The following is a 25,135-nucleotide window of genomic DNA, read 5'->3' as shown; positions in this document are numbered from 1 at the left end:
GTTTATTATTTATAAGTTATAATCATTGTCTTTAAAAGCCATCTTTATTTCTAAAATGACAATAGTTTTCCTGCCTGTACTAAATAATACAGGCAGCTTTTAGATGCAATGTGATTGTGGATTTAGGCTAATTAATCTTTCAGCAGGCCGTTTACTATAATCTTAGATTTTATGGTTAACTCATTATTTCCATAAAGTCTACCCATAGCTATCGAGCTTTCAAAAAGCATATAAATATGTGCTGATAAAATCTCATCAGGGATTTCTCTTATGAAAAAATTTCTTAATTCGTTTTTGTGCTGGCGGATTGTTTTGTGAATCTGGATTTTATCATCAGAAATTTCGGAGGATATATTTAGAAAACTACAGCCTCTGAAATTCTCTTTCTCATTCATATATATAAGGAAATCAAATGACATGAGTATTTTTTCTTTCCGGCCGGAGGCTTTCGAAATAAATATTTCCCATTGTGAAGACCAGTATTCATATCTTTTATTCAGGAATTCTATACATAAATCGTCTTTAGATCTGAAATGATCATAAAAACTAGCTTTTGAAACTCCTGAATCTGCAATAATCTGATTTATACCCGTGTTATTATAACCTTGCATATGAAACAAGATACTGGCTGTATTTAATATTCTTTCACGTGGAGAATTGCCCATGGTAATATCGCAAAAATAACAAAAAAACAAACAGACAAGTCTGTTTGTTCTATTCTTTGCATAAAATAATGCATTATCAATCATTAAATAACAACAAACACCCTATTTAACGGAATTTTTGACAACAAAAAAAACATTTAATTTCTATTCTCGATATAAAAACGATTTGATTTCTATACTTTTCAAATGAAACAACAGGTTATTTTCACTCCATAATATTGCTTAGTATTCCATTTTTATGATCGGGATAAAATTAAATTTCACCAAAAAAGCACAATACTTTCTCTTTAAGCCAATCTTAAGTTTTCATAAAAAGCTGGTTTATATTGTTAATATTTAGACAAAAAGATTAATGTTTCAAAAAGTTTTCCGGCACACGGAATCATAATTGCTGCACTTTAATCACAATAAATATTAATTACTAAAACGAGAAAAATGAACAAGAACAAAATGAAAAGTGTAAAGCAAGTAGTAATCGGAATGTTATTATTAGGATCTGTAAATGTAGCTTATGCACAAACAACAGACAGCACCAAACAATCACAACCCACTGATCAGGCAAAACAACAGGACAACAATGCTTTGGTAAAAGAGGCAATAGCTTACCAGGATAAACAAGACTGGACCAATGCTCTCGCAACCTGGAAAAAAGTTAGTGCATCTATTCCAGACTGGGCACCAGCTTATTATGGACAGGGTTACGTCTATCAATCTATGAAAGACAAAGCAAACGCGCAGGCTTCTTTTGAGAAGTTTATCACCACGGTAAAACCTGAAGAAGTTGAAGCTAACAAACAAAACCTGACTTATGCTCATATGTATGTTGCTTTCGCCTTGTATGAAACAAATAAAGAAGAAGCAAAAAAGCATATTGCAAAAGCTTTAGAATATGATCCTAACAATGAAGATGCAAAGAAACTAAGCAAAAGCATCAATCAATAGGAACAATGTTATAAACACATTTGGTAAAATTTCCAAAATCCTCAGCTTAAAAAGCTGAGGATTTTTTATGTAATACTCATAGTTTTTTTTATCCCATTTGTAACAAATAATTATTGCCGAACAACTTATTAGGTAAAATTCAATATCAATGAATAAAATCACAACCCTGATAGGAGCTTTAGCCGTTACTATGGTCAGTGCTCAGTCGATTAAAACCAATATCGATCTTGTTAATATAAAAGATGACAAAGTTGCGGTAACCATGGAGTTTCCAAAAATGAAATCATCTGATGTAAAATTTCATTTTCCAAAAACTGTTCCCGGAACTTATTCTGTGGACGATTATGGAAGATTTATAGAAGGTATCAAATTTTACGACAATAAAGGAAGAGAATTAGCTTACACAAAGGTTGACGACAATACTTATACACTTAAAAATGCACGCGACCTTACTAAAGTTACTTATCTGGTTAATGACAGCTTCGATGAAGAAACGGATACTTCGAAACACAAAGCTGTATTTTCACCTTCAGGAACGGATATTGAAGAAAACAAAGTACATTTAATCAATACTCATGGTTTTATTGGTTATATAGATAAAATGCAGGATGTACCTTACAGACTGGTAATACAAAAACCAGCAGATTTCTATGGTACTACAGCTTTGGTAGATCAGGATAAATCTGATGTTACAGATACTTACGTTCTGGCAAACTACGCTAAAGTAACAGATTCACCATTAATGTATACCAAGCCAAATTATACAAGCTTTAATGCAGGCGGTATGGATTTGGTTCTGGGTGTATACTCTCCTACCGGCAAATACAAAGCAGCAGATTTTAAAGACAATCTGGAAAAAATGGTTGTTGCTCAGAAGAAATTCTTAGGCGATATGAACACCAATAAGAAATATGCTATTATGCTGTATTTATCCGGTGGAGACGGGCCAAGCATTAAAGGCTATGGAGCATTAGAGCACCATGAATCTACGAGTGTCGTCCTTCCGGAAGCTATGTCTAAAGAAGCTATTGATAAGAGCCTTACGGATGTTGTTTCTCACGAGTTTTTTCATACTGTAAATCCTTTAAAAACACATTCCGAGGAAATACATTACTTCGATTATGCAGATCCAAAAATGTCTCAGCACTTATGGATGTATGAAGGCGGTACCGAATATTTTGCTAATTTATTCCAGATACAGGAAGGTCTTATTGATAAGAATGATTTCTTAGCCAGAATAGGGCAAAAAATTTCAGGTTCCAAAAGATATAAAGACACCTTACCATTCACTGTAATGAGTAAAAACATCCTTCAGGATGCATATAAAGATCAGTATGCAAATGTATACGAAAAGGGTACACTTCTTACCATGTGTCTTGATATAGAGCTGAGAGAGCTATCGAAGGGTGAAATGGGTTACCGTGATATGATCAGAAAACTATCTCAGAGATTTGGAGAGAATAAACCATTCAAGGATGATAAACTAATTGATGAACTGGTTATTGTTACGGGCTATCCACAGGTAAGAGACTTTTACAATAAATATATCGCAGGAAGCGAGCCTACTCCATACGAGAAATATCTGAACAAGGTAGGTGTAGAAGTTGTAAAAACAGAGAAACCAATGTTCTGGCTGACGAAGAATCCGAACGGAACAACTTCTTACAACAACAAAAACAATACATTTACTTTCTCACCAGATGCAGAGGTATCTCCTTTCGGAAAAAGCATTGGTTTTAAAACTACAGATGAGTTCCTAGCCGTTAATGGAAAGACTATTGATTTTTCAAAAATGAGAGACTTTATCAACTATATGTCCAGCATTAAAGAAGGTGAAGATGTTACTATCACAGTTTTAAGACAAAACGGAGATAAAAAAGAAAAAATCGATCTTAAAGGAAAAGCTATTATTGATAAACTTGTAAACGAGAAATTACAGTATAAAGCTAACCCTACTCCTGCTGAGCAAAAGTTGCAAACCCAATGGTTAACAGGAAAAAAGTAATATTTAATCAGATATAATTCAGATCTGTAAAAACAGAGAAAGCCTTGTTCAATGAACAAGGCTTTTTTGCTTCATATATTATGGCATTTTAGGTTCCGTAATTATATTCAGTAGCATTTTTTAGCACAAAATCCTGTAAATTTATGGTCATATAATGCAAAGCCTGCATTTTATCAGACATTTACTATAACAGAAAAACAGAAATTACATTAACTTTGCCCATTGAATGATATGCACCAATTACGATATTTCCGGGAAAAATATTATATTGTTTAAAAACAAATTCTAAACGGATTTAAGTAATCAGGCAATTAATTTAGTTGATAGACAGATATGAAATATAAATTCTTAAATTTTAAATTGAGGAAAATTGTTCATTACTCATTAATACTATGTATCTTACTGGTACAGGTGATTATAGCAGTCTTCTTTTACAACGAATTCACCAATGAAAAGAAACTGAAGTTTATCGAAAGTCAACTAAAAGACAGCAAGGTACTGGGAGGTTTGACCGATAATTCAAGAAAGAATTTTACAGAAGCTCAGAACTATCTTCAGAAATATATGATCAGTCAGGATGACAAAGATCTAAAACTATATTTTGAGTCTCTAAAGAAACTTAAAGGTAATTTTGATAAAATAGGCGAATACGAAAGTATAAGTCCCGGACTAAAAAGCAGCCTTGCCCAGCAAAAAAAAGATACACCAAAGCTTTTAGACCTGAAAGTGTTAATGGATTCTGTATACCAATCTTCTCTAAAGCATCCTGCAAGAATTGAGGATCAATATTATGAGCCGGAAAAGTATAAAAGCAATTTCGACAATCTGGATGTACAAACCCAGACGCATACAACGACAACCACAACTGATACAATTAAAAAGAAAGGTTTCTTTGGGCGTCTTAAGGATGCAATAACAGGGAAAGTTGATGTTCAGAAAGAGAAAGAAAAAGAAAGTACTATTGTTACTGTAACGAATAATAGTAAGGACAAGAGTAAACATAGAACAATAGATATTTCTAATGTAAAAACTGAAATGAATAATGCTATAAAATCCATAAACAAGCATTACTCGGATCAGATCAAAAAAGTACAGTTATCTGCAGCCAAAAGCCAACGGGATAATCTTCGGTTTTATAGTAACTTCAATAAATTGCTGGTATACAGCAACGGGCTGATTGACGTTTATGAAAATGCTATTAAAGGATTCAAATCTGAATTAGAAAAAGAGTATAACGAGCAAAGCTCCAAGAATAATAAAACCAGAACCTATCTGGTACTTGGATTAATGGTGCTTATGTTTATTGTATCTATCCTTATTATGTATTTTACAAGAATAGCTTTTATATATGAAATGAAGCTTAATGAGGCCAATGAGCTAAATAAAAAGAATCTTGGTTTCAAAAACAGAATACTGGGTATGCTAAGTCATGAACTAAGATCACCATTGAAAATTATCAATATTTTTATTGATAAAATCACCAGGACGACGAAAGATGAAACGATAAAAGGTTACCTTAATTCTATCAAGTTTACCAATAGCTCTCTGCTTATACAATCCAATCAGATTTTGGAGTATACAAAAAATCAGGATGCCGGTCAGAAATTAGTTAATACGACCTTTATTCTTAAAGATGAAATTAATGCTATTGCAACAGCTATCGCTCCTTATATAGAAACCAGAAACAACAAATTTATTGTAAATGACCAAATACCTGCAGATATTGTTGTACATTCAGATAATATAAAGATCAATCAATTATTGATGAATATTCTGGGGAATGCCAATAAGTTTACAGAAAACGGACAGATTAAGCTAGATCTGGCTACCGAAATGGCAGGCAAAGATAAAATTGTTCTGACAACGGTGATTAGTGATACAGGCTCCGGAATCTCGGAAACCGATCTGAAAAAGATTTTTGAACCTTATTATCAGGGAATGGTATCCGATGAAATCGATAATCTTGGAGCCGGGTTAGGTTTGAATTTATGCAAGGAAATTGTAGAATTATTTAACGGTGATATTTCTGTTGCAAGTGAACTCCGTAAAGGAACACAGGTAACATTTAGAATAAATTTAAATATTGACAGTAACAGAACTACAAATGGAGAATAAAGAGATTGTATTTCTTTTAGCGGACGATCACAGTATTGTAAGACACGGAATTGAAATTGTAATTCATGAATGTGTTCCGAATGCCATCGTACATCATACCTCTGCTTTGCATCAGGTTGAAGAACTTATAAAGACAAAAGGTGTGGAAATCCTGGTAATTGATGCTCATTTTCCGGACGGAAATAGTCTGCATATACTACCTCAGCTAAAAGATGCAAATCCTGACCTTAGGATTCTTATTTTTTCGGGTCTTGAGGAAAATCTCCATGCCATTAAGTTTATACATGCAGGAGCGAATGGATACCTTAGTAAACTAAGCGAAGAAGAAGAAGTGGAACAAGCTATCAGAAGTATTGTCCATAAAGGCGAATACCTATCCGAAACTGTTCGAAATATTTTAGTCCAGTATGCCAATAACCCTGGTTCAGTAAATCCTCTTAGCAATCTGACTAAAAGAGAATTGCAAATAGCAGAGATGTATGCAGAAGGACATGGTAATCTGGAAATTGCCAATCAGTTGGATATAAAGCAGAATACCGTAAGTACAATCAAGAAAAATATTTTTGATAAACTGAAAATAGAAAACCTTGTTGAACTTATAGACCTTATAAAAACCCATCATAAAATATAGGGTTTCAAAAAACACTTCATTCATTCCTACTGAACATCGATAATTCATCGATATATATCTATACCCTTCTCGATATATATCGATGCCTTTTATTAGGCATCTTTCTTTCGGATGTCGTTACTTTGTAAAAGCAAAATTTACCAAATGAAACACAAAATTAAAAATGCGGTAGGAGGCTTTTTAATTTCCGGTAAATATCTTTATGGCTATGCAAATACTAAACTATAGTTATAAAAAGCACAAATGATGAAATTTATTACAGAAGTATCCAAATGATCATCAGCCAGTTCTCTCGAAACAACTGATTTATAAAAACACAAACACAATATATAAACAGAGAGATTGGTATTTTTGAGATCATTCATTAAGAAGAAGGAGATTTCTACAAAAAAATTGAGACTGTCTTTTAGGCAGTCTTTTTTATCTGTATTCAGCAGGTAACCGATATATATCTATGTCTTTATCGATATATATCGAGGCTCTTTATGAGGTATCTGTCTCCCGGATGTCGTTACTTTGTAGAAGCAAAATTTACCAAATGAAACACAAAATTAAAAATGCGGTAGGAGGCTTTTTAATTTCCGGTAAATATTTTTATGACTATGCAAATACTAAACTAAACTATAGTTATAAAAAACGCAAATGATGAAATTTATTACAGAAGTATCCAAATGATCATCAGCCAGTTCTCTCGAAACAACTGATTTATAAAAACACAAACACAATATATAAACAGAGAGATTGGTATTTTGAGATCATTCATTAAGAAGAAGGAGATTTCTACAAAAAATCGAGACTGTCCAAAAGGCAGTCTCTTTTTTATCTATATATTTATACACAACCAGTCTTTCACAAACATAAATCCTACACTATTTATTAAAAATTTCAACAATTAAGGCTGTATTAAAGTTTTATTTATAATCTGTGTTATTTCATTTTAAAGTTAAAGTTTTACTACAACACATTCTAAATAACCTTATGAAGAATAAAAAAATTTTGGATTTAAAAATACAATACTATAAATTTAGCCTTACAATAAAAAACATACGCGAAATGATTAATCTAAGTAAAATAGATTTAAGAAGTGATACCCTCACACTTCCTACAAGAGGGATGAAAGAAGCAATGGCTAATGCAGTCTTGGGAGATGATGTATATGGTGAAGATCCTACTGTTAATGAACTGGAAAAAAAGGTAGCTGTAATGTTCGGAATGGAAGCAGCTCTTTTCTGCCCGACAGGCACAATGACAAACCAGTTGGGAATAAAAGTACATACACAGCCCGGAGATGAAGTAATCTGTGATAAGCTGGCACATATCTACTTGTATGAAGGCGGTGGAATTGCTGTAAATTCACTATGCTCTGTAAGGCCATTGGAAGGTAAATACGGAATGATCAGTGCAGAAGCTGTACAAGGATCCATTAATAACAGAGAGGATATACACCAGCCTATAACAAGTCTCGTAGCACTGGAAAACACAACCAATAAAGGAGGCGGTGCCTTTTATGATTTCAAAGAAATTATGAAAATCAAAGAAATCTGTACACAAAACAATATGGCTTTCCATCTCGATGGTGCCCGCCTTTTCAATGCACTTACAGAAACACGGGAAACACCTTTGGATTATGGCCAAGCCTTTGATACAATTTCAATATGTCTTTCAAAAGGTCTAGGCTGCCCTGTAGGTTCATTGCTTATTGGCAAAAAAGATAAAATAACTAAAGCCAGACGACTGAGAAAGCTAATGGGCGGAGGCTGGAGACAGGCCGGAGGGCTGGCTGCAGCAGGAATTTATGCTTTGGACAATCACATAAACTTGTTAAAAGACGATCACAAAAGAGCAAAAGAACTTGAAAAAATACTTTCTGTATTACCAGAAGTTGAGTACATCAATCCTGTAGCTACTAATATTGTAATGGCAAAACTTCCGGAAACCATTGATTCTACAACTTTTGTAAACAAGCTTAAAGAACAAAATATCTACTGCTCTTCTTTTGGAAAAGATCTTGTCCGGTTTGTCACTCACCTGGATTTTACAGATGACCAGCTAAATCTTTTTACTGAAAAAATAAGCAATATAAAATTCTAATATATATTAGTATCATAGGTACTGATACCTATGATACTATTTTAATTTACCTATAGCTGTTTTTTAATAAAAAAACAGATGCCCCGAAGGCCACCTGTTCTTTGCAAACTAAATTTGCCAATTAATGAATAATATTTCTGAAGTGTGTTTTTGTATATTATTCAAAAACCAGATATCATTACTGGTTTTACTTTTTCATCTTTTTGTGATTTTGGGAGTGTATTACCATTCTATTGTACGATTGTCATCCGCCCCGGTATCCCATTCTTCTTTTACAGATCCTGAAGAATCAGGGGGGATCACTTTTGCAGATCCGGCTGCTATGCCATATTCCAGCACTATAGTTTCTACAATCAATGTAGGTTCTTTATAGCTTTCTTTACAAAAGCTACATTCAGTTTCTTTACTTTTTTTCATCATTTGTGTTTTGTTATTTGCTTGTAATTTTTGTGTAGACAAAAGTCAAAATATCTGCTGAATTAAGCCTTATATTATACTATCCTTTGGATCATACTTTATTTTTTATTTTCTCTTTCCACCTATTATTTACCTATGACTTTTTTAAATACATTACTGATAAACAATAAATAACGGATAGTTTCAAGACAAAAAACTTTACCCCAACTGATCAAAGAAAAAATAGAGATCGGCCTCACTGGAAATGTGGAGCCTCTTTCGTATTTTATTTTTTCTTTTCTGAACAGAGGTATGCAGTACGCCTGTAATATTAGCTATTTCTTTTGAAGAGAAGTTAAGCTTCAGCATTGCGCAAAACATAAGTTCTGATCGTTTCAGGTCCGGATTAATTTTTTGCAGGGCTGGTACAAAGCCTGGATATAAAGCAGTGAATCTGGTAAAAAATACAGCATCATTTTTTTTAGCAAGTTCAATTACCTCTTCAAAACTTTTGTCATGCATCTGATTTTTCAGCATTTGAGCTTCTTTTTCCAGTATTTTTCTTTTAAACTCGGACACGCTCACTCGTTTATATACAAATATTCCCAATCCCAGAACAGAAGCCACAAATATACCTGTGTATAGCAGTATATCATTATCTTTAGTCTCCTTAAACTCTGCATTATTTGCAGCCAATAAGCTGACTGAATTATTGTTTCTAACTTTATTTTTTGGCAACAAAATTCCTTCTGTCATATGACAGGGCTCCGCTTTTAAACATGAATTACAGGAAAAAGGTATATGCACTAACCACAATATGATTAGTTGTTTTTCAATATTTATCTTCATGTAGTCAGAATAAAGATTATAACATCTAAATACTTACATACTTAAAGGAAAGGCGCTAAGGAGCAGAGTTAGTACAGGGGAAGAATATAATTAGCAAGCATATACTATTTATATATTAAAAAAATAGTCATCTCATGTATTAACCTTTTTTATCTTCGATACTTATTAATGAGATTGCCAATTCATGTCTTTCATATATTATAAATACAGATTAACTATAAATCATACTCATTTCCGTGAGGAAAACGCTCTGCAGCACCATACCCGTTTAAAGTAATATTGAAGCAGTATTAATTGTGGTTTTTATTTGTAACTCATCTGCTAATATAAACAGATAGTCATTCGTTTGTCTAATTGTAATCATCATTATATGTTTGTTTATTATTTGTTGTAAAAATGGTGTAGAATTATGTATAAGCAAAAATCAAGATATCTGCTGGAATAACATCTATACATATATACCCTTTATATATTACTTCTTATTACAATTTATAAAACTAAACTATCCTTTACCTATTACCTTATATGCAACTAACTGATTAACAACGTTAAATTTTATTATATAAAAATAGGGTAACGGAAGAATTCCACTACCCTACAAAACTCTTGGCAAACATAAAAACAATAGTGTTTTTGCATTAATGATTAAATAATTAGCTTACCAATAAGTTTTACAAACAAATGATGATATCTTTTATTACGGGTTCTTTACACAACGTATAGGAATCCTGTCATCTGCAGACCAGTTTACTTCATCTGAAGGCTGCCCTCTTCTGGTAACAAATGTTTTGCTTCCGCCACTGGAATCACCGTTCACAATAGAAGGAACCATTGCCCTTACATTTGCATCCGCACCAGTCAGGTAAGGCATAGCATCACTCGCCATATATTGTGCATTGTTTGCTGTCCATACCGCATTATCTCCATTCTGGTAACCAGCAGCAGCCTGGGCAGTGGTAAAGTTCCCAAAATAACGCCCCGCAGCATAAAATCTTAAACGCACAGCTGTTCCTCCCATTTCATTGGTACCATCAAAATACACATATGGGAAGTTGTTTCCTGTAATATTTCCGTTTGGCTGTGCTGTTCCTCCTGCAAAGGTTGTCGCCGACAGGCCATCATTTGCCCCGCTCGTATCTCCGCCATTATGAACTTTAAATACTCCCAGATTGGCAAAATCACTAACTGTAGGCATCCTCCATTTACCTCCGGCGATTAGTTTACACGGATCTTGGATCGGTAGTGTTATCTGGTTTATAGGAGCCGTATTGGCATCTGTCCAACCATTTATAATTTTTTTAGGTACCAGTGGAGTCTCTGTAGATCCATAATTCCAATAATCTGTATCTCTGTAGTTAGAGCCTGTTTCCTGTGGATAATATCTGTTATAGTAAATCTTGTTTACCCAATCATAGGCCAGGTTTCCTCTTGCCCAGATCAATCCTCCTGCTGAAATACCTGTAGCCTGAAAACTTAAATTTACTTTATAGCTCACTCCTTTCTGGAATGTGCCCGCAGGTACATTGATAGCAGGCATATCTGTTCTCGCCGGGGAACCATTAGTAGATATTGATGTTATATTAATTGTATGAGCATTTCCTGCTGATGATACCAAAATGGAAGAACTGGTAATTATCTGGGCATTTAGTGTAGGGAAAGCAAAAGACTTGTTATATGAAGTTGCTGTTCCGGAAGTAGTAGTTCCGTTTACAGCAAGATTTACAGATCCGGTTCCTGCAATATTAGCGTCAATAGCTGTAATTCTTCCCATTTCAGATGTAGCATCTACATTCAGACTCACTTTGCTGTTAATATGTTTAAAAGCGATATTGATATAATTCTGCTGACCATAAATAATATTAACTGATCCACTGTTAAAATAGAGATAATCGGATGCATTATCAACTGCTATAGTATTGGCTACATTATTAAGAGTTGTAGCCGCAGCATTGAAAACAGGTGCCGTTGTTGTATTATAGGAAACAGCAACAAACGTATAATTCTTTCCGGCATTCAGTATCATCTGATTAGCGCTATTACTCTGGGTGCTGCTATCATATACTTTTTCCTGAGCCGTTATACGATTACCATTTTCATCAAAAACCATAACCAAATACTTTACATTGGTTCCTATAGGATTGGTTGTTGGCGTCTGCGGTGTTGTAGTCCACGCCGAAGGATTAACAGATGCCTGGGTATTTACTTTTGCAGGAGAAACCGTTTCGGGAGTAATTGTCGCAATAATATTATAATCTTTATTATAAGGCACTTCTGCAACATAAGCTGCCGATATCATTTCTGTTCTGTTTATCGATGCCTGCTTCTGCGGAGCTTCCGATGCTTCTATAATTCCCAGCAGGTTAATTTTAACTGCCGTCTGACCTTCTGCTTCAACATTATCCGTCGTACTTCGACACGACAAAATGCTAAAGGATATAACGAAAAGTATTATAAATATTATAGGTGTAAATATCTTTGATTTCATAGATTTATTAAAATAAGATTATACATTACCAATAAATTGGCTGATCGGGAGTAACATCGGCATTATCCCATGTTTCATTAACAGGCGTATTTGTACTGGCAGGAAGAGCTGTACCTGAATTTGCGGCTATTCCGTTTTCCATTTCTACGTAGAGAACCTGTATTCCAGGAGAGATGTAATCTTTTTCACAAGTCTCTTCTGACAGATCGTCGTCCTTTTTTTTCTTTGTTTGCATTTTTATTTGATTTATGAAGTTTGTGTTATTTGATAAGGCTTTGAGCATTTTTCGACAGCACCGGATCGAAAAACAGTCTAAGGTTATGACAAAGCATGGAAGCAAAATTCAATAAAAAACGTATCTGAAACAATGAATCTGAAGGCTACTTATCGAGAACAAAAACAACTAAACATCTGATAAACAATACATTAAATAAAAACTAAGATAGCTATCAGGTAGCTTAAAGAGTATGCATTGAGTATCAAACAAATAAAATAAATAAGAACATTCACGTAATAACTTCGAAAAACCGACTTCATATATCAAAAGTTCTCAATCCATATATAAAGATCTGTATCTGAAGGAATATTAAAAGATTTTCGCAGACGGTTTTTCCTTCCCTGAACAGTACGCACTGCCAAATGGTTATACTCAGCAATATCTTTGGTTGTAAAACCCAATTTTAACAGGGCACAGAGTTTAAACTCCTCATTGGTCATATTAGGATTTACCTCCATAAGATTATCATAGAAAAAGGGGAAAAACTGTCTGAATACAGGAATAAAGGTAACTCCGTTATCCATAGCCAGTTTTACAACATCTTCTATATTGACCTGAAAGACCCCATTCAGTTTCTTTTTCAAATCCGATATAATTTTCTCACTCTTCAGTGTCTGTCTGTACAACCGGACAAGCTTATAATGTTTGCTGGAAATAAAATATCCGGTCAAAGTTAAAAGCACAAAAACCTGAACGAATGTGGTAATCCTGACGTTTTTTACAAGATAAATATTTTGTTTGCAGCTACTTTTAAAAAACTGAAAATCATAAATATGACTGATTAAAAAAAAAATAAAAATGATACTATAAATAATAACAATCAGAGGAACATCTTTTTTTTTATTAAGCACTAACAAACTGCCTGTGAGTATAGGAAAGTAATAGAAGACAAGTCCATTATCAAATCCGTCTTTAGAAGAATAATAAAAAACCAGAATTGTAATTAATAAACAAGTTGAAAATATAATGTAGGAATTAAACCTCAGCTTTTTGAAAAAAAATGAAAAGAGCAGAAGACAGCCAATTGTAAATAAAATATAAAAATTAATCATGAGATCAAACATCAGATCTCTTATAGAATCTGTAATAAAAAAAAGAGAAATGAAAAAGGTAAACTGATTAATAGTCCTGTTCTGTATAGCTTCCAGCCTGTTCATTTCATCTGTAACGTGTCTGTTTGAAATGTAATTCCAATACTTCTTTAACATAATCAATTATTTTAAGCTATATATTAATATTAAAATATTGACATGCAAACCGGCACATCAATATTTTACTATTTTCAATTATGTATCGTCACTGAAAAGAAAAGAATTTATTTTTCCAACATGCAAGAGTAAGCACATTTGTATAATTACCTGATAGAATACATACCTTAAAGATACTCTGTGCCTATACTTTACAGATACTCAGGGAGTATTTAAAAGCTTATTAAAAATATTCCAAACAGAACACAAAAGAAAAAATCCAGCTAATACAATATTTCACTACTTATAAAAATGTCTTTTTCCATCATGGATTCTTCACACAGCGGACAGACACCCTGTCATCCGCTGACCAATCAGCGTAATAATCTTTTCTTTTGGTTATAAATGTATTTGATCCATTACTTCTGTCTCCATTATAAATAACTGGCATAAATGGCCTCCTGTATAACGATGAACCCTCATAATTGTATGCATCACTGGCCATATAAATTGCAGCATCCTGAATGTAAGGAAGATTTCCACCATTCTGATATCCCAATGCCCTGTCTGCCTCGGTAACATTACCATAATAGCGTCCGGATTTATAAAATCTAAGACGGACTGCCCCTCCGTATATTTCATTAGTCCCTTCGAAATAAACATATGGAAAAAAATTATTGATAATATCTCCATTTGCCTGATGCATTCCTCCATCAAAACTAGTATTTTGCAATCCGTCCGTAATGCCTCTGACATCGTTACCATTATGTACTTTATATATGCCCAGATTTAGAAAATCGTTTAATGAGGGCATTCGCCATTTGGCTCCGGCAACCATTTTACATGGATCATTCAAAAGAGTTTTTGTTGTACTGTTCTCATTTGTTCCGTCTGTAAAATAGTATACATTAGAAGAACTATTCCATATATCACCATGAGAAGGTATTATCATTTTCGGAACCAATGGGTTCGATTGGTTTGTGGCATAATTCCAATAATCTGTATCTTTATAATTATGCCCGGTCTCCTGTGGATAATATCTGTTATAATAAATCTTGTTTACCCAATCATAAGCGAGATTTCCTCTTGCCCAGATCAGTCCTCCTGCTAAAATACCTGTTGCCTGAAAACTTAAATCTACTTTATAGCTAACCCCTTTCTGGAATGTACCTGCAGGGACTATTATCGGAGGAATATCGGTTCTTGCCGTTGTATTATTCAGAGATGCCGAAACAATATTTATAGTATGCTGATGGCCTGCTGAGGATATCAAAATCGGAGAACTTACAACAACTTGCTTATTAAGTACTGGGAATGTAAAATCTTTATTATAAGCAGCAGATGTTCCGGATGTTGTACTGCCATTAGCTGCGAGGTTTACAGATCCTATACCTGATATATTTGCTGAAATATTGGTTACATTACCCATTTCTGCTGTTGCATCTATACTAAGAGCTACTCTGCTGTTAATATGCTTAAATATTATATTAATATAATTCTGTTCTCCATATACAATATTCATTGCCCCACTATTGAAGTATAAATAATCGGTTGTATGATCAACTGCTATGGTATTATTGACATCATTCAGTGTCATAGCTAAAGCATTAAAAGCCGGTGCTGTAGCCGTATTATAAGAAACAGCTACAAACGTATATCTTTTTCCGGCATCCAGTGTCATCTGATTTGCCTTATCGCTTTGACTACTGCTATCATAGACCCTTTCTTCAGCAATTATCCGGTTTCCGTTTTCATCAAATATCATCACCAGATACTTTACTTTGGCTTCGATAGCATTAATTGTTGATGGCTGTGGTGTAAATGTCCATGCACTCGGATTAAATGAAGTCCCGGCATTTTCTCTTACGGAATAAACTTCGGGAATAACAGTTGCTACAACATTATAATCTTTATTATAAGCAACTTCTCCAATATAAGCAGCAGAAACCAATCCTGTTCTGTTATCCGGAATATTTCCGGATCCTGTTACTCCGAGTAAATTTATTCTAACAGCAACCTTATTTCTTATTGTAATATCATCTGTTGCATTTCTGCATGACAAACATAGACAGGATAACAAAAGTATTGCAATTATATAGCTTTGTACCTTAATCTTCATAAATATAAACATGACCGGAGTACTTATTACCAATAGGTTGGCTTATCAGGAGTAATATTTTTATTATCCCAGGTTTCATTAACAAGTGTATTTGTACTGGCAGGAAGAGCAAACCCCGAACCTGCCGCTATTCCGTTTTCCATTTCTATCCAGGCAACCTCTAATGTCGGAGGCACATACTCCCACAGACATCTTTTGGGTCTTTTTATTTTTGGATGAGTTTTGTCTATATTGGAAGAACTGTCAGAAACAGTCTTTGCAATCTCTTTTTTCTTTGCTCCTATCTGAGTATTTCCGATGGTTTCCGGGCTGCATCTCTGCAGGTTATTCTTATCTGCTTTTTTCTTTTCTGTGCTCATAATCTTGTGATTAAAAATTACACAGTAATAGTAAACAGATTTAGAAAAACCTCCTACTAAACCACTACTACACGGATACAATATGGTAGTACAACACGCCTACACCCCGAAATATGGATCATTAAAATTTATCTATCCATACATATAAATCTGTTTCAGACGGGATATTAAAAGATTTTCTAAGTCTGTTCTTTTTAGTTTGAACAGTACGAACTGTAAAATGGCAATATTCGGCAATATCTTTTGTGGTAAAGCCCAGTTTCAGTAAAGCACAAAACTTGAATTCGTCAATGGTCATATCGGGATTTTCAACTACCATATGGTCATAAAAATGAGGGAAGGCCTGCTTAAATAAAGGGATAAAAGCAACATCATTATCCATTGCCAACAAAACCACTTCCCCTATATTAACCTTAGGTTTCTCATCAAGTTTCTTGTTTAATTCCGATATTATAAATTCACCTCTTAGTACCTGCTGGTATAAACCTGCGAGCTGATTATGCTTAAGCACAATAAAATAGCCCGCCACTGCCAAAAGAGTAAATGCCTGAATAAAAGTAATAATCCTCACACTATCTTCCAGATCTTCATGAACCAATAACTCACTGTCAATAAGATAAAAATCGTAGGTATGACCTATACAAAAGAAAAGAAAAATAATAATATAGAAAGCAATAATCAGCTTAATTCCTGTTTTTCCGTTTAGAATAAGTAGTACTGTTGCCAATAGGGAAAAATAATAAAATGTAATACCGTTATCAAAGCCGTCTTTGGATGCGTAGTAAAAAACAATCAATCCGATTAAGAAAAAAATAATAAAAATAACATATGGATTAAAACGGACATTGCGGAAGAAAAAAGAAGCAAGAAGCATACATCCCATGCCAAACAAAATATAGGAATTGGTAACCAGTCCGAATAACAAATCCCTTACAGCGTCTGTAATAAAAAAAATTCCCTTAATAAATATAACCTGATTAATTATTCTGGCCTGTATAACTTCCAGTTTATTCATATCCTTTGTAATATGCCGGTCAGCTATATAATTCCAGTATTTTTTAAACATAGCATTCTTTTTAATTCATCTGAAATTCGTTTTATTAAAATCCTGTTTAAATTTTAATCCTAAAAAATTTAAACAGGATTTTAGATTATCATAAAAAGGCAATGATACTCATAATACTCTTTTAAGTATTAAAAAGGAGTTTCTATTACCATATTATTTTCGCCTTCCCATTCAGTTTTAACATCCGAATTATTTGCCGGTCGCGTAGCCGTAGAGCCATTAGCAATACCCTGCTCCAGTTCTATCCATATGATGCCTACTTCGGGTGGTGTATATGTTTTTTTTTCAGTAGTCTTTTGTTCAAGTTCTTTTTCAAAATCTTTCTTCATTTTTGTTTTTTTTAGATTAATTACCTGTATATCTTTGAGCAATCATATAGACAAGTCATATTTACGACAGTTTATATGATGTTTAGTCCGGAATAACGAATGAGTATTCCCAATAATTCTCATGGTTTATTCAACACTTATTTTTCTGCAATACAACGTATAGGATTAGCAGAGTCTTGTGGTTCCTGGTTAGTAACACCGATGTGCAGACTTGACATTGAAAATGTTACATACTTCTTATTGTCTATACTACTACTCCAATATGCTGCGGAATACCCACGACTTTCAAGCTTCCCGGTACTTCCTATGCGATAGCCTGTAGCAGGAAGTGCCAATAAAGCTTTTCCATTATCATTATTAAATCTTATATATGAAGAATAATTATTTACATCATTATTCCAATTTGTAGGACTTAAAAAAATGTCAACATTATTGTCTAGTACTGCCTTCCATTCATCCTTAGTCGGAATTCTGTAACCCACCGGACAAGGATCATTACTTTTTGAGTTCTCTGTCCATACACCAACAGGATCTACCGGAAAGCCCCAACCGCTAATAATACTATTATAGACCGAATTCTGATCATCGGACTGAGAAAGATAAAAGTTCTGCTGATTAGTTTTGGCTCCATACCGGTATCTTGCTCCGTGGCTTTCTTTATTTGGAATTTTCACATCCGTATTAGGATTAGTTACTCCCAGATTATAACACATAAAATTTCTCCATAAGGTTTGCATCGGTCCCAGATAAGCTCCGCATCTTACCTCTTTATTTCCAAACTTTATGGTGAATGTTTGTTTATATCCCGGCTTCACGGCAAACTGCGGATCAGTGGTATTAATACTAATAGGTTTCATTACAGTACCTATAGTAACCTGTGCCGAAAACGAAATTTGTGCAGCAGAATTTACAAACCGGGGAACTGCTGCCCATTCAGAACTTGGAGCAGGAGGATTTACAAAAGCCAGACTTTGTGTAGACTGATTCGATCGTGCTATATTAGCATCAGACAATTTAATTGTACCACTTGTAAAATGCGAACCGATTACAGCAGCAGAAACATCTGTTATATTAGTTAGTGCCGCTGAATTTACTATTGTAGTGATCTGTGCAATCTTATGCCGCAGCACAATATCAAGAGTATTATTATTACCTCCGTAAACAGGGGTAAAAGAATTAATTTTCTGGTACAGAAATCCGTTATTAATATCACTGGCAGAGTATGCAATATTTGCGTTGTTAATAGTAGTTTTCTCTGAATCAGAAATAACCGGGAGAGAGCTTTTATTGAATGTATAAGCTACTATTTCATATTCTGTTCCGTGGCTTAACAGCATTTCTGGCAGGTTCTGATCTCCTACCGTATAATCTTCGTGTGTATGGTAACTTCCGTTATTTTTACGGTATGCTATAATCCTGTATTTTGTTCCGTTCGGCAGACTGGCTCCGGATACTACTGCCTGAGGATTGAGTCCCGCTATTTTTTGATCCGTATTTGTAATTGGAGCAGATGTTAATGTCATTTCAACCGTCGTTATAGTACTGGGATCTAATAAGACCTCCTGCTTTATAGTTTTTGTGGTTGCCTGTGAAGGTATCTTTTTTCCTGCAACAGTAGACAATTCACCATCGAACTCGGTCTGATGTAGCCTGACGATAACTGCAGTATTCCCTGGAGTTGTACCTTCGTCTATGTTTTCTGAATTCGCTGTTCCTCTGCAGGAAACTCCCCACAATAAAATAAACAGCACAAACCGGCTTATAACTTTTCTTTTTACTAAATTCATAATCTTCTTTCTGTATTAGTATATATTGGTTATCAAAACCTTTTATTTAACATTATTGCCATTCATTTGAAATAGCTCTGAATTTTAGTAGCAGAGTTATATTTTTCTCAAGAAGGAATATCTCCTTCTGATCTTACAGACGCACCCGGAAAAATAGAAACAAACATTTCTGTTGATGCTTTTATGTTAAGAGCTTATTTAAATCTTACAGTTAATACTCTTCGATAGTTCATCATGCTCACTACAGGCCGGGCTCAGAGTGATATTGCTTATCCAGAACACCCTCTTTTAGGGTTGCCAGATTGAATTTAGTTGATGAGTGCCTGACGAGCTATCAAAGCTTTGCATATTTTTGAAATAAAATTTAAACAGGCTCTATGGCTTACTATAATTAGTATTTTTAAAAGCATCTGCTTTCTTTAATTATAGTAATCTGTTTCTTTGTGATATTACAAATGTATATGATGAGGAAAGGCGAGGAAATAACAGAATTCTGTCATTTTTAAAAAATGACAGAATTCTGAATAAAACAAAATGAAAAATTGGTATTGTGAATAGCTTTTCATAAAACAAAAAAATAAAAAGGCCGGTTTTAAATTTAAAACTGGCCTTTTTATAGCACTTAAACAGAGCGCGGATAAAGATAGATTTCTTATTAGTTCGAATAAGTTCCATTAATTATAGGGGTTAAGAAATCTAAAGGTTGTAATCATTGCTAAGCGCTAGCGGCTTCGCGTTCCTTAAAAAGCAGCATCAACAGGAAAGAAAACTTTGCGTTCTTTGCGATAGATACTCATTAAACACAAAGCCTCGAATTGCTGTGCAATATAATAGAGTAGATAATTTTAACCATTTGGGGATTAAGGAAATTTAGCAGACTTCAAAAACTCAATACTCTAGATTCCTTAATGGTTTAAAATAAATTTCTAATCTATCAAATGCTACAAACTATTAAACACAAAGGCACTGCTTGCTTTGCAATATATTGACCGAAAACTGATTATATTTCGACTATTTTTTCTTTCAGAAAAGCTCAATATAACATCAGTTTTATTATAATGGCTATTCTCTTTATGGTTCAAATAAGTTCCAGTCTTTATAGATTTTAAAAACCTATACATTCTGAGTAACTCTGTTTATTTTATCAGAACAAAGCTTTTACAATTGTTGTAAGACTCATGATAATAACAACACTCCCTACTACAATAAACATTTTTTTAGTCGGCAGTTTAGCGGTAAGCATTGCCGAGAATGGTGCTGTGAAAATACCTCCTAATAAAAGCCCCAATACAATATTCCAGTGATGAATGCCAATTGTAAATATGAAAGTAATAGCACTGGTTACGGTAAGCAAAAACTTGGCAACCGTAGAACTTCCCACAACATAACGGGGTGTTCTTCCGTCTTTCATTAATGTTCCGGTCACCAATGGTCCCCAACCTCCACCTGCAAAAGAGTCAATAAAACCGCCTGCCAACCCCAGTATTCTGAGATTTGTTTTCCTTTTGGCCTTTATTGCAACCCCCTTCTTCTTAAAGGCATTTTTCAGAATATTAGCTCCCAGATATAGAGTATAGCAGGCTATGATAGGCTTTACAATATGTGCATAATGTTCACCAAAATGAGATAAGGTAAAAGCACCGATTATAGCACCTACAATAGCTACAGGAACCAATACCCAAACCATTTTTTTATTTACATTTCCCAGTTTATAGTGGCTGATACTGCCTGCTGCAGTTGTAAAAGATTCTGCAGAGTGAATACTGGCACTCACCACCGGAGGAGGTACATTTAACAAGAGCAATACCGTTGTGCATATCACTCCGTAGCCCATCCCCATCGATCCGGCCACAATTTCCGCAAGAAATCCTACAAACAGCATCCAGTAAAATATATGCCCGTCCTGGTTAAGAAAAACCTGAATATCTCCCCATAGATTAAACTGATAAACTATAATCCCAAGTATTCCAATAAGAAGTAATACTCCGATAATCCCCAGATAAATATTAGCTCTCCGCTGTACAATTTTTGTAATACGGGTCAGATTTTCTATTTCCAGGCTCTGCTTATCCTTACTGTCTTCTTTGGATAGATATTCTGTAGTCAGTCTGTTTAATTCCTGTACTTTGTATTCAAAATCACCTTTTAGCTGCTGTCTTATATTCTGCATATTATCCAGTACCTCATCTACTTCATCAGGAATAGTTTCTGTCAGAATTTCGCGGAGTCTCTTAGCTATTGTCGGAGATTTTCCGTTGGTGGAAATAGCTATTTTCAGTTCACCTTTACGTACGATGGATCCCAGATAGAAATCACATAGTTCAGGCTTATCGGCTATATTTACCAACACCCCCTTTACGTGTGCATCATTACGGATCTGTTCCGCCACAACAAGATCATTAACTGCTGCTATAACAAGATCTGCAGTATCAAAATCCGCATATGTATAAGCTCTCTGCTCCAAAACAAGGTTTTTATATTCCTCTTGCAGAGCCTTTACCTCCGGAATAATTTCTTTGGCTACTAACTTAACAGAAGTTTGGGGAGCATTAGTCAATACAGAGTCCAGTTTTTCCAATGCTACTTTTCCACCACCTATGATAAGTAATGATAAGGTTTCAAGCTTTACAAATATGGGATATAAAGAGTTACTCATTTTATTTAAATTTTAAATCATAGGTATACGCAAGGTAATACAATCCTCCAATTTCAGGACCTGCAGCATATTGAAAATAACGGCGGTTCAGCAAATTAGTTGCTCCGATTTTCAGGCTGGAACTGATTTCCGGTAATTTCCATGTTACCTGGGCATCTATTGTATAGAAAGCCGGGATTTCTCCTGAAGCCAACGGGCTTTCCCACAAAAATTTATTCTGCCATCTTGCCACTACTGTAAACCCTACATTTTTAACAATCTCACGGTTTCCAAAGCTTATATTGGCCGACCATTTTGGTGTATTGAAAGCTGTAATAAACAAATCGGAGTTATTATTGGAAGAAGCTAAATCGTTATAAGAAACATTAGCATTTACATTATAGTTCTTCAGGAAATTATAACGAATTCCCAATGAAGTTCCATAACTTTTATAAGTTGTATTACTATTGGTATACACTCTGTATCTGTCTTGCTTACTACGATTCAGCATATCAAGTACGGCATTATTGCTTCCTACATTCCCGCTTTTAGGTACAGCAACTTCTACCTGCCCCAGAAAACCATCATATATGTTATAATAGAAATCCCAATCTATTGCTAACCTGTTATTGAATAGCAATGATTTATAACCTACCTCGAAAGAGTTGATTCTCTCTGGTTGAAGCTTCTGCAAATTAGCCACTAACAGAAGATTTTTATTATCCAATGCAGCCTGATTCTGACTCTTTCCGGCATCTGTATCGGCATTAACCGCAGACGTAAACCTATCAATAGATGATAATGTATATGAATTATCCAGATATCCAAGACCTTCATTAACCATTGGCAATCCGCCTACTCTCCTTACATTTCCGTTGTTTACAAAAGACAATGCTTCAAACAGAGATGGAAAGCGGAATCCGTTCTGAAAAGAAACTCTGAAATTATGCTGGTTTACAGGAGAATAAACTACACTTACTCTCGGATTGAACTTCGTTTTGAATTCAGGATTTCTATCCACACGCAAAGCCACATTCAGCTTTAATTTTTCATCCCAGAAGAGTTTTGTGATCTGAGCAAATGCTCCATATTTCTGATAAGTTACATCTTTACCAAAACTTCCATCCGGTAGTGGAACATTTCTCTGATCCACAGGCCTGCTAAAGTCCACAAAGTTATTACCGTCAGGTGTTATACTATATAAACGGTAATCTACACCAACAAGAAGATTAAATATTTTTACAAAACGGCTAAAGTCATAGGTAGCCTCACCCTGATAAAAATGAGATTTTTGTTCCAGTTTGGCACCTCCTGTCAATGGAGCACCTGCTACACCTCCATTAGCAGAATCCCAGTTGTTGATGCCGATAATTGTATTTTTCAGTTGTTCAAAGGCACTGGTACCCGGCACAACTCTATTTTTATCAGCTTCTCTGCGGGCCAAAGCAAAAGCATCATTCAAATTTGTTCCTGCATTCAGGCTATTCTGTAAAGCAGACTGAAAGATATTTTTCCAGTTATTATTGGAAAGATTTGTAAGATCCAGATTATCGGCAAGGGGTTTCAGATTATAGGAATCACCTGTATTCTCTATAGAGACATAAGCTCTTACTGTTAATTCTTTTCCCGTTAATTCTACTTTGTGGTTTTGTACTGTTGCATTTTGCAAACGGATTTTATTACCTCTCTGAAAAGTTCCGTCCAGCAAACCATAGCGATAAACATAAGAAGCGCGCCAATTATCACCAAAACGATAATACAATCCTGCATCGAATTTTATATTCTTCACTTCCGGACTCACCAGATCTTTTTCATAATATCCGGTTCTGGATACATTAAAAGTTGTAGGCTTTCCATTGTAATCTACTTTTACCGCAACACGGTTGTTTCTTTCATCTCCGTATTTATTCCAGAGATCTTCTGCCGGGTTGTTGTTGTTCAGCTCCGGAAACTTAGGATTCGCCGTAATTAATGAATTGGGATTCTGATCGGTGCGGTTATCTGAAATCCAGTCGACACCACTAAAATAGGATGCATTAACCTTTATTGCTAAGTTTTTATTAATGGCTTTGGCAAACCTGATGGCACTTTCTCCTAATGATGATATTTTATGATTGACATTATCTACATGATTCAGCCCACCCCGGAAATAAAAGCTAAGTCCCTGAGATGTAAACGGATCTTTGGTTTGTAAACTGGCAAGCCCGTTAATAGCATTCATTCCATATAAGGCAGATGCGGCTCCGGGAGTAACTTCCATAGACTGAATATCGAGTTCAGTAGGCCCAATAGCATTTCCTAAAGGAACACCTAAAGTTGCAGACTGAACGTCTACCCCATCTACCAATTGCATAAATCTGAAGTTGTTCGGCGAATTAAATCCTCTGGAATTAGGTACTTTTAAAGTAAGACTGGATGTTAGCAGCTGCAGTCCTTTTACATTTTCCAAAGTTTCGTAAAAAGAAGCTGCAGGACTTTCCCGAATGGTACGAATATCAATTTTTTCAATAGCAATAGGTGACTTCAGTACTTTTTCCGGAACACGGGAAGCTGATATTACAACTTCATTGATTATAGTATTTTGTGGATTTAGTTCTACTGTTATTTTATTGGACAATGAGAGAATTTCAACAGTCTGGCTTGTAAATCCTTCTTTTTTAATGATAATTCTGAAAGGTATCTTTACCCTGGTTCTCAGACTGAAATTTCCATCCTGATCCGTTGACGCAATATCCTGGGTATTTTCAACCTGAATATGCGCCCCTGTTACGCCCTTATGATTGTCGGTATCTTTAATAATACCACTTAATTCTATTAATTGTTGCTGAGCCTGAAAAAAGTTGAAAAATAAAAATGTAAATAATATAAAATGTATCCTTTTCAGAAAACCCCTCTCTATAGTTAGTTCCATTATAATCGTTATTTGGTTTATGGTGTATGTTTATGGTTTAGTGATGGATGTGAATAGTTCAATAAAATTTATTTGTCAATAGGTGAACTATAGTGAATGAGTGAATTTTGGTGAATAGGTCAATTAAAAAACTATTCACTTATTGTCTTATTGACTATTCATCCATTCACTTATCCACATCCTTGCCTGTCGATATTTTGCAGCATAAGGATAGTGGTACAGAGCTAAACTTTCTTATTTAACCACATAGAATAGTTTTTATAATGTATATAAAGACTAACATTAG

Annotated in this window: 18 protein-coding genes; 5 read left to right on the top strand and 13 right to left on the bottom strand. The window is 34.6% G+C overall.

Annotated elements, in window-relative coordinates; translation table 11 throughout:
* Positions 1–131: 131 nt before the first annotated feature.
* Positions 132–665: a TetR/AcrR family transcriptional regulator gene (locus tag ATE49_RS09105; RefSeq protein WP_065081916.1), complete on the bottom strand. Its 534-nt coding sequence runs from the start codon at positions 663–665 to the stop codon at positions 132–134.
* Positions 666–1,100: 435 nt separating this feature from the next.
* Here ATE49_RS09105 and ATE49_RS09100 point away from each other — a divergent pair, with 435 nt between their 5' ends.
* The 5 genes from ATE49_RS09100 to ATE49_RS09080 all read left to right on the top strand — a co-directional run bounded on the left by ATE49_RS09100 (position 1,101) and on the right by ATE49_RS09080 (position 8,449).
* The gene (locus ATE49_RS09100; protein ID WP_065081915.1) at positions 1,101–1,607 is read left to right on the top strand and encodes a tetratricopeptide repeat protein; all 507 of its coding nucleotides are present in this window, start codon (positions 1,101–1,103) and stop codon (positions 1,605–1,607) included.
* A gap of 148 nt (positions 1,608–1,755) precedes the next feature.
* Positions 1,756–3,612 carry a M61 family metallopeptidase gene (locus tag ATE49_RS09095; RefSeq protein WP_065081914.1) on the top strand — a complete coding sequence of 619 codons (1,857 nt, stop codon included), beginning with the start codon at positions 1,756–1,758 and terminating at the stop codon, positions 3,610–3,612.
* A gap of 360 nt (positions 3,613–3,972) precedes the next feature.
* A complete protein-coding gene (locus ATE49_RS09090; protein WP_233174390.1) occupies positions 3,973–5,727 on the top strand; it encodes a sensor histidine kinase in 1,755 nt (584 codons plus the stop codon).
* Complete coding sequence (locus ATE49_RS09085) at positions 5,717–6,358, top strand: response regulator transcription factor (RefSeq protein ID WP_065081912.1); 642 nt, start codon at positions 5,717–5,719, stop codon at positions 6,356–6,358. Before ATE49_RS09090 ends, ATE49_RS09085 begins: the two co-directional genes overlap by 11 nt.
* Before the next feature lie 1,053 nt (positions 6,359–7,411).
* Positions 7,412–8,449 (top strand): threonine aldolase family protein, encoded by a 1,038-nt coding sequence (locus tag ATE49_RS09080; protein ID WP_065082015.1) that lies wholly within the window; start codon positions 7,412–7,414, stop codon positions 8,447–8,449.
* Between the two features lie 222 nt (positions 8,450–8,671).
* Here ATE49_RS09080 and ATE49_RS09075 read toward each other — a convergent pair whose 3' ends face one another.
* The 12 genes from ATE49_RS09075 to ATE49_RS09020 form a co-directional block, all read right to left on the bottom strand.
* Positions 8,672–8,866 carry a hypothetical protein gene (locus ATE49_RS09075; RefSeq protein ID WP_065082014.1) on the bottom strand — a complete coding sequence of 65 codons (195 nt, stop codon included), beginning with the start codon at positions 8,864–8,866 and terminating at the stop codon, positions 8,672–8,674.
* A gap of 198 nt (positions 8,867–9,064) precedes the next feature.
* Complete coding sequence (locus ATE49_RS09070) at positions 9,065–9,601, bottom strand: helix-turn-helix transcriptional regulator (RefSeq protein WP_234108076.1); 537 nt, start codon at positions 9,599–9,601, stop codon at positions 9,065–9,067.
* A 790-nt stretch (positions 9,602–10,391) separates the two neighbouring features.
* Positions 10,392–12,179, bottom strand: coding sequence for a hypothetical protein (locus ATE49_RS09065; RefSeq protein ID WP_065081911.1), 1,788 nt, complete (start codon positions 12,177–12,179; stop codon positions 10,392–10,394).
* Positions 12,180–12,204: 25 nt separating this feature from the next.
* Positions 12,205–12,414, bottom strand: coding sequence for a hypothetical protein (locus ATE49_RS09060; protein ID WP_065082013.1), 210 nt, complete (start codon positions 12,412–12,414; stop codon positions 12,205–12,207).
* A gap of 305 nt (positions 12,415–12,719) precedes the next feature.
* Positions 12,720–13,040 (bottom strand): helix-turn-helix transcriptional regulator, encoded by a 321-nt coding sequence (locus tag ATE49_RS20575; protein ID WP_234108077.1) that lies wholly within the window; start codon positions 13,038–13,040, stop codon positions 12,720–12,722.
* Positions 13,041–13,968: 928 nt separating this feature from the next.
* A complete protein-coding gene (locus ATE49_RS09050; RefSeq protein WP_065081909.1) occupies positions 13,969–15,762 on the bottom strand; it encodes a hypothetical protein in 1,794 nt (597 codons plus the stop codon).
* A gap of 26 nt (positions 15,763–15,788) precedes the next feature.
* Positions 15,789–16,121, bottom strand: coding sequence for a hypothetical protein (locus ATE49_RS20190; protein WP_090346970.1), 333 nt, complete (start codon positions 16,119–16,121; stop codon positions 15,789–15,791).
* Positions 16,122–16,242: 121 nt separating this feature from the next.
* Complete coding sequence (locus ATE49_RS09040; protein ID WP_065081908.1) at positions 16,243–17,187, bottom strand: helix-turn-helix transcriptional regulator; 945 nt, start codon at positions 17,185–17,187, stop codon at positions 16,243–16,245.
* Between the two features lie 128 nt (positions 17,188–17,315).
* The gene (locus ATE49_RS09035; protein WP_065082011.1) at positions 17,316–17,516 is read right to left on the bottom strand and encodes a hypothetical protein; all 201 of its coding nucleotides are present in this window, start codon (positions 17,514–17,516) and stop codon (positions 17,316–17,318) included.
* A 137-nt stretch (positions 17,517–17,653) separates the two neighbouring features.
* Positions 17,654–19,303 (bottom strand): FISUMP domain-containing protein, encoded by a 1,650-nt coding sequence (locus ATE49_RS09030; protein WP_065081907.1) that lies wholly within the window; start codon positions 19,301–19,303, stop codon positions 17,654–17,656.
* A 1,144-nt stretch (positions 19,304–20,447) separates the two neighbouring features.
* Entirely contained in the window at positions 20,448–21,959 is a 1,512-nt protein-coding gene (locus ATE49_RS09025; RefSeq protein WP_065081906.1) for a TSUP family transporter, read from the bottom strand.
* A 1-nt stretch (position 21,960) separates the two neighbouring features.
* The gene (locus ATE49_RS09020; RefSeq protein ID WP_065081905.1) at positions 21,961–24,849 is read right to left on the bottom strand and encodes a TonB-dependent receptor; all 2,889 of its coding nucleotides are present in this window, start codon (positions 24,847–24,849) and stop codon (positions 21,961–21,963) included.
* Between the last annotated feature and the right edge of the window lie 286 nt (positions 24,850–25,135).

This window comes from Elizabethkingia miricola (assembly GCF_001675285.1).
In the GTDB taxonomy this organism is placed as follows: Bacteria; Bacteroidota; Bacteroidia; order Flavobacteriales; family Weeksellaceae; genus Elizabethkingia; species Elizabethkingia miricola.
Note: the sequence above shows the minus strand (reverse complement) of the source record. Positions and strands in the feature narration are given on the sequence as shown.

Coding starts and splice junctions, on each gene's coding strand:
- ATE49_RS09030 (WP_065081907.1), bottom strand. CDS start 19,303: ATGAATTTAGTAAAAAGAAAAGTTATAAGCCGGTTTGTGCTGTTTATT.
- ATE49_RS09035 (WP_065082011.1), bottom strand. CDS start 17,516: ATGAAGAAAGATTTTGAAAAAGAACTTGAACAAAAGACTACTGAAAAA.
- ATE49_RS09095 (WP_065081914.1), top strand. CDS start 1,756: ATGAATAAAATCACAACCCTGATAGGAGCTTTAGCCGTTACTATGGTC.
- ATE49_RS09025 (WP_065081906.1), bottom strand. CDS start 21,959: ATGAGTAACTCTTTATATCCCATATTTGTAAAGCTTGAAACCTTATCA.
- ATE49_RS09075 (WP_065082014.1), bottom strand. CDS start 8,866: ATGAAAAAAAGTAAAGAAACTGAATGTAGCTTTTGTAAAGAAAGCTAT.
- ATE49_RS20190 (WP_090346970.1), bottom strand. CDS start 16,121: ATGAGCACAGAAAAGAAAAAAGCAGATAAGAATAACCTGCAGAGATGC.
- ATE49_RS09050 (WP_065081909.1), bottom strand. CDS start 15,762: ATGAAGATTAAGGTACAAAGCTATATAATTGCAATACTTTTGTTATCC.
- ATE49_RS09020 (WP_065081905.1), bottom strand. CDS start 24,849: ATGGAACTAACTATAGAGAGGGGTTTTCTGAAAAGGATACATTTTATA.
- ATE49_RS09100 (WP_065081915.1), top strand. CDS start 1,101: ATGAACAAGAACAAAATGAAAAGTGTAAAGCAAGTAGTAATCGGAATG.
- ATE49_RS09040 (WP_065081908.1), bottom strand. CDS start 17,187: ATGTTTAAAAAATACTGGAATTATATAGCTGACCGGCATATTACAAAG.
- ATE49_RS09060 (WP_065082013.1), bottom strand. CDS start 12,414: ATGCAAACAAAGAAAAAAAAGGACGACGATCTGTCAGAAGAGACTTGT.
- ATE49_RS09080 (WP_065082015.1), top strand. CDS start 7,412: ATGATTAATCTAAGTAAAATAGATTTAAGAAGTGATACCCTCACACTT.
- ATE49_RS09105 (WP_065081916.1), bottom strand. CDS start 665: ATGGGCAATTCTCCACGTGAAAGAATATTAAATACAGCCAGTATCTTG.
- ATE49_RS09070 (WP_234108076.1), bottom strand. CDS start 9,601: ATGACAGAAGGAATTTTGTTGCCAAAAAATAAAGTTAGAAACAATAAT.
- ATE49_RS09065 (WP_065081911.1), bottom strand. CDS start 12,179: ATGAAATCAAAGATATTTACACCTATAATATTTATAATACTTTTCGTT.
- ATE49_RS09085 (WP_065081912.1), top strand. CDS start 5,717: ATGGAGAATAAAGAGATTGTATTTCTTTTAGCGGACGATCACAGTATT.